This window comes from Aquaspirillum soli (genome assembly GCF_054781915.1).
On the sequence record NZ_BAAGTM010000032.1, the window covers coordinates 1 to 2,010 of the forward strand.

Consider the following 2,010-nt stretch of genomic DNA (forward strand, 5'->3'; position numbering starts at 1 on the left):
CATGTTTGTATCATACACTACAGTTATGGAACGAAAACAGCCCGTTAAGTCGCTTTATCATTGCGTTTTTAACTTAAACTACCATTTAGTTATTGTCACCAAATACCGGCGAAAATGCATCACCGCGCCGATGCTGGAAAGATTGAGAACCCATTGTCAGGCGCTGGTGGAGAAGTGGGAGTGCGAGTTGTTGGAATTCAACGGCGAAGCTGATCACGTCCACCTGCTACTGTCGCTGAATCCGAAGGTGGCACCGTCGGTGTTCGTGAACAATCTCAAGACCGTGACCAGCCGTTACATCCGCAAAGAATTTGGCGAAGAACTGAAGCGGTATTACTGGAACAAGCCGGTGTTCTGGAGCCGCAGCTATTGCATCATCAGTTGCGGCGGAGCGCCCCTGTCGGTGATTAAACAATACATCGAGCAACAGGAAGCACCGCACTAGCCGCCCGTTGGGCGGCACGCCCCTTCACCCCCAGCCAAATCCTTTCGCCTGCGGCTCAGAAGGAAGGGATTGTGGCTGGAGCACTGGGGCGCAAGTCCGGTAGGGTGTTGTCACCCCGAAGGGGCGACGCACCATGAGTTGTTAGTATTTCTAACAAAAAAATTGGGTTACCAACCACCGGCAACCCAATCTACCTCTATGCTAGTTTAGAAACGCTTACACCCACCCATCAAACTGCATCACCGTACCGATAGCGGTAATGGCTTCGTTGCTGGCGGCGATGTCAACGGCGAGCCAGTCGCGGGTGATGAGTTGTTTTTCGAGTTTGTTGACCAGCGGGGTCAGTTCGGCGGTGGTGGCTTGGCGACCATAGGCGTTTTGGTACAGGGTTTGCACATAGGTGGCGTTGTCCATCTTGGCCAAAGCGGTGTTGCGGGCGTTGAACCAGTCGAACACTTCTTGGGGTTGGAGGAAGCCGGCGTAATAGTCGGCAACGGCTTTGGTGCCGAGTTTCCATTCTGCCGCAGTGGCATCACGGTTGAGATAGACCTGCACCATGCGCGCTAAGATACCTTCTACCCGATCTCTGGCCAGAATCACGACTTCTTGACTGTCGAAGGCGAGGGTTTCAGCGTTGTTGAGGTCAAACATGGCCCCATCGCTGTAGCGGGTGATCTCGAGGTGGTTGCCGTTGCGTTCGAGAGCATAGTCGCTGCGTTTGCCGAGTAGGTGCAGCACGTCATGGCCTTGTTTACCGTCGATAAACAGCGCCAAGCCCATCGGCAGATAGCCTTCTTCAGCGTTGGCGTGACCGACAAAGTAGCGATTGGCGGTGACATTGAGGACGTTAGGGTCGTATTCAGCGGTAAACACTTCGCCATAGCGGATGGTGAGGTTGTCGCCGCTGTCGAATTTGACCAGCTCGACATCCAGCAGGCGGTCGATTTCTCCAGTGGTTTTGTGGGTCAGCACGACGGTGTGACCATCCACGCTGATGGTGTAGTCGCCACGGGCACCACTTTGGATAGCAGTGTCGTTGCCAAAGCCGCCGTTAAGACGGTCGTTACCTATGCCACCGGTGAGGGTGTCATTACCCGCACCACCATAGACGGTATCATCACCCGCTTCACCAAAGGTTTGGTCGTCACCGCCGAGTGACCCCACCGTGTCTTGTCCACCGCCGCCGTAGATGCTGTCGTTGTCGGCGCCTAATACGATAAATTGGTTGAGGTTATCCCCCACAGCGACGTTTTGCCCACTGCCACCAATGGCGCGCACTTCACCGACAATGGCGATGAAGTCGATATTCTCGACTTGAATCACCGTGCCTTTCGGCAGTTGGCTGACATCAATCACCACCGCTTGTTTGCCATCTCCATTACGGCTAGACCCTGTCAGAATCAAGGGTTGTGTTGGGGCTGTGGTGGTATTGGCGGGGACTGTCGGCACCACCGTTTGCACAATCAGTTTTTCATTGGCAGGCAGGGCATTGAGGAAGGTAAAGCCATTGCCTTTCATCTCTTCTTGAATGCTTGAACCTGTTGGGGTTTTTTGTTCAATGCGAC

The 2,010-nt window shown here is 54.0% G+C and carries 2 protein-coding genes; one reads left to right on the plus strand and one right to left on the minus strand.

Annotated elements, in window-relative coordinates; all coding sequences use genetic code 11:
- Positions 1-25: 25 nt before the first annotated feature.
- A complete protein-coding gene (gene tnpA, locus ACYVJG_RS12865) occupies positions 26-445 on the plus strand; it encodes an IS200/IS605 family transposase (protein WP_460431407.1) in 420 nt (139 codons plus the stop codon).
- A gap of 216 nt (positions 446-661) precedes the next feature.
- Here the strand turns inward: tnpA and ACYVJG_RS12870 are convergent.
- On the minus strand, positions 662-2,010 hold a 1,349-nt coding region (locus ACYVJG_RS12870), incomplete at its 5' end, for a DUF4214 domain-containing protein (RefSeq protein WP_460431406.1).